Annotated in this window: 4 protein-coding genes and 2 pseudogenes; 1 reads left to right on the forward strand and 5 read right to left on the reverse strand. The window is 70.8% G+C overall.

The window, feature by feature from the left end:
* Nucleotides 1–740, reverse strand: a 740-nt coding sequence (locus G6017_RS10245; RefSeq protein WP_182610379.1) for an SRPBCC family protein, incomplete at its 3' end; no start/stop codon positions are given.
* A complete protein-coding gene (locus G6017_RS10250; protein ID WP_095717159.1) occupies nucleotides 733–1,425 on the reverse strand; it encodes an ArsR/SmtB family transcription factor in 693 nt (230 codons plus the stop codon). The genes G6017_RS10245 and G6017_RS10250, both read right to left, overlap by 8 nt.
* Nucleotides 1,426–1,584: 159 nt before the next feature.
* Between G6017_RS10250 and G6017_RS10255 the strand changes: the two genes are divergently transcribed.
* On the forward strand, nucleotides 1,585–2,514 hold the full coding sequence (locus G6017_RS10255; RefSeq protein WP_095717158.1) for an amidohydrolase family protein: 930 nt from the start codon (nucleotides 1,585–1,587) through the stop codon (nucleotides 2,512–2,514).
* Between the two features lie 156 nt (nucleotides 2,515–2,670).
* On the opposite strand, the pseudogene recR reads toward G6017_RS10255, so the two are convergent.
* The 3 genes and pseudogenes from recR to G6017_RS10270 form a co-directional block, all read right to left on the reverse strand.
* Nucleotides 2,671–3,276 (reverse strand): annotated as a pseudogene (gene recR / locus G6017_RS10260) (recombination mediator RecR); the annotation flags it as partial.
* Between the two features lie 82 nt (nucleotides 3,277–3,358).
* Entirely contained in the window at nucleotides 3,359–3,694 is a 336-nt protein-coding gene (locus tag G6017_RS10265) for a YbaB/EbfC family nucleoid-associated protein (RefSeq protein WP_095717156.1), read from the reverse strand.
* A gap of 113 nt (nucleotides 3,695–3,807) precedes the next feature.
* Nucleotides 3,808–4,080, reverse strand: a pseudogene (locus tag G6017_RS10270) (DNA polymerase III subunit gamma/tau); the annotation flags it as partial.

A 4,080-nucleotide genomic window follows, 5' to 3' on the forward strand; every position in this document is an offset into this window, starting at 1 on the left:
GGCGGGAAGAGGCTGTCCGCCCAACGCTGCCACCCGGCGGTGAGCACGTCGCGGTCGAACTCGTCGCCGAAGTAGTAGTGGACGACGGTGACCATGCCCCACGCGCCGTCGCCGCTGAAGAAATGGGCGCCGCTGTTGCTGCGGATGCCGAGATTCCCCGGTTCGGCCACCTCCACCACGCCGTCGATCGGGTCGAGCCCATCGGGTGTCAGGTGCACGGTGTCGCCGACCGCCGGCTGTCGGTCGATCCCCAGCGCGTCGTTGAACCGCGCCCAGATGCCATCCTTGTCGAGGTCGCTGAACGCGATGATCGACACGGTGGCCGGCGGCAGGCCGCGGAAGTGGTCGAAGTAGCGGCGGAGATTGGCCAGGAACCCGTCCCAGCCGTGGCTGTGGTACTCGGCCTCCCAGTCCTCGCCGGTGATTCCGCTGTGGATGAGCCGCAGCACGGCTCCGCCGCCGTCCCTGCCCTCGACGAGGAACTCCACGACCTCCGTCTGGCCGTCCGCAGAGGACGAGTACCGCCGCCCGGGCTCCCACTCCCGGACCGTGGCCTCGGAGATGTTGCCGGACCCGAAGTCGGACACGACGCGGGCGCCGACGCCCCCCTCCGGCGGGTCGAACCGGTGCGGCACGAACCAACACGCCATACCCTCACCTGTGGCGACGGCCTCCCACACCTCCTCCGGCGTGGCGTCGAGCTCGATGGACTTCTCGATCCGCTTGGGCTGGTCAGACATCGTCCTTCTCCTCACTCTCAGATGGGTCGGTTCGCCCGGATGGATCGGTGGGCCCGGATGAGTCGGTTCGCCCGGATGGCCCGGCGCCCCCGGATGAGTCGGTGCTCCCGGGTGGGACGGCGTGCATCCCCACGATGAGCCGGTGTCGGCGGCTCCCATCGGAGGAGTCGTCGTGGTACCTGGACACGAGCCTGGTCACCGCGTCGGTGAGTTCGTCGGCGAACGCCGCGCGGTCGGCCGGGGTGGCGAAGCACACCTCGCCGTCGAGACCGAACGTCCCGACCCGCTTGCCGGTCCGGCGCGCCCCGACGACCAGTTCACCCACCTCGCGCACCATCCGTGAGGCCAGCGCGAGCAGCCATCGTGGGGACGCCTGGTCGCTGTCGGCGCCGACGACCGGCTGGGTCCGTCCCATCACCCCGGGAGAGACGACGTACGACGACGACGAGGCCCTCAGGATCCGTTCGTGGACGTTCCCCCGCCGTCGCTCCTCGACCAGTTCGACCAGCCCGTGCTTCTCGAGCTGCCGCAGGTGATAGTTGAGCTTCTGCCTCGGTACACCCAGCCGGGCGGCGAGCGTGGTGGCCGACCCCGGCTCGGAGAGTTCGGCCAACAGGCGCGTGCGGATCGGGGCCAGGGCGGCGGTCGCCACCTCTGCGCTGTCGATCACGCCGATGTCCTGCATGCCCCCGGCCTCCTGTGTTGGTTGGCACCCAGCCTCCTGCCGACAAAATTTTTTGTCAAGGAATTTTTCCCCGTCGGCACTCGACCGCCCGGGGGTGGACGCCCCCGGGCCGGACCCGATCAGTCGGCCGGAGGTCAGCGCTCGCCTACGCTCGGATCCATGTGTATCCACCACGGCACCGCCACCCTCGCCGGCTCCGTGACCCCTCCCGATCCCGCGCACGAGGCGGCACAGGTGCGGGCTCTGTGGGAGCCGCTGGGTCTTCCGGGGATCATCGACGTCCACACGCACTTCATGCCCGACCGCGTGATGGCCAAGGTGTGGGACTACTTCGACGCCGCCGGCCCCAAGATCGGCCGGACGTGGCCGATCACCTACCGGGAGGCCGAGGACGAGCGGGTCGCCCGCCTGAGGTCCTACGGCGTACTGGCGTTCTCGTCGATGCTGTACCCGCACAAGGCGGACATGGGGGCGTGGCTCAACTCGTGGTCGGCGGACTTCGCCTCTCGGCACCCCGACTGCCTGCACACCGCGACCTTCTTCCCCGAGCCGACCGCGGGTGACTACGTCCGCGACGCGATCGAGGCCGGGGCCCGGGTGTTCAAGTCACACATCCAGGTGGGCGAGTACGACCCTCGCGATCCGCTGCTGGACCCGGTGTGGGGCCGACTCGCGGAGGCGCAGGTGCCCACGGTGATCCACTGCGGGAGCGGTCCCGTGGCGGGACCCTTCACGGGCCCGGAGCCGGTCGCGGACGTGCTCGAGCGGTTCCCGGATCTGCCGTTGATCATCGCCCACATGGGCATGGGTGAGTACTCGGAGTTCCTGGACCTGGCCGAGCGGTACAGCGGCGTCTACCTGGACACGACCATGGCGTTCACCGACTTCGTCGAGGAGATCAGCCCGTTCCCTGCCTCGGAGCGCGGGCGGCTCGCCGATCTGGGGCACAAGATCCTGCTGGGGACCGACTTCCCCAACATCCCCTACCCGTTCGCGCACCAACTCGACGCCCTGGCGGGACTCGGGATGGGCGACGACTGGCTACGGGCGGTGTGGCACGGGAACGCCGCGAGGCTCTTCGACCTCTGACAGACCGGTCCAGCCCGCCGCGCCGCTGTCGGGCCCCGGCATCCGCTGTTCCGCCGGTTCGGGAGACGGTTCGGGGAACGGCTGGGGAGCCCGGGGCTCACTCTGCTCGGGACGGAGCACGCCTCCCGACCGCGCGGGCTGGGAGGGTCCACCGGACAGGATTCGGCGGCCGGACAGGGCGCTGCCCAGGGTCAGCTCGTCCGCGAACTCGAGATCCGCGCCCATGGGCAGGCCCGAGGCCAGGCGGCTCACCACGAGTTCGGGGAACGGCCGCAGCAACCTGGCCAGGTACGTGGAGGTGGCCTCGCCGGTGGTGTTGGGGTCGGTCGCGATGATGATCTCCGCGATCTCCTCGCCCTCGAACTCCTCCCCGACCCGCCTCATCAGGCCGGCGATGCGCAGCTCGTTGGGCCCGATGCCGTTGATGGGATCGAGCGCGCCACCGAGCACGTGGTAGAGCCCGCGGAACTCGCGGGTGCGCTCGATCGCCTCGATGTCCTTGGGCTCCTCGACCACACAGATGAGCGTGGGGTCGCGCCGCGGGTCGGAGCAGATGCGGCAGCGTTCGGCCGCCGACACCGTGCCGCAGACCTCGCAGTACGTGACGCCGTCGACCACCGCCTGCAGCGCGGAACGCAGCCGCTCCACCGACTCCGGCTCCGCCTGCAGGAGGTGGAAGGCCAGCCGCTGCGCGGACTTCGGACCGACGCCCGGCAGTTTGCCGAACTCGTCGATCAGGTTCTGGACTGGTCCCTCGTACATCGCCGTTCCTGTGCTGTGTCGTTCCCGGCGGCGGATGCGCCGCCGGGTGGCGGGTCCCGGATATCCCCGGGTCCCGCCGGGCTCACATGCCCAGGCCGCCCATCATGTCGCCGAGGCCGCCGCCGGAGGCCAGGGGGCCGAGCCTCGACTCGGCGAGCTGCTGGACCTTGGTGTGGGCGTCGCCGAACGCACCGACGAGCAGATCCTGGAGCGTCTCGATGTCCTCGGGGTCCACGACCTTGGGGTCCACCGTGACCCCGGTGACCTCACCGGTGCCGCGCATGGTGACGGTGACGAGGCCGCCACCGGCCTGGCCGTCGACCGTGCTCGCGGCGATCTCCTGCTGCGCCTGGGCGAGCTGGGCCTGCATCTGCTGGGCCTGCTCGAGGAGGGCGTTCATGTCGGGTCCGGGCTGCATGGCGGGTCCTTTCGGCTGGTGCCTCATCTAAGCCGGGGCGGCCCCGGTCGGTCGGAACCCAGGGTAACCGCACCATCGGACAGCGTGCCCCGCCGCGCGGCGGGCCGGGCCGCTCAGCGCTCGAGCGGACGAGCCCCGAGGTGCTCCTTGAGCAACTGCAGAGCGATGTCCTCGCCGGTCCGGTGATCGATGTTCTGCGGCCCACTGCGGGCCTCGTCCACCATCTCCTCCTCGCTCACCGGGGGTGGTGGCGGACCGTCGGGCTCCCCGGCCTCCGGCTCGGGCTCCTCGGGCGGCGGCGGGATGTCGTCGTACCCGCCACCGGGCGCACCGACCGCACCGGACCGCCCGTCTCCCGCACCCTGACCGCCATCACCCCCGCGTAG

Source organism: Dietzia sp. B44 (genome assembly GCF_014145245.1).
Lineage (GTDB): Bacteria > Actinomycetota > Actinomycetes > Mycobacteriales > Mycobacteriaceae > Dietzia > Dietzia natronolimnaea.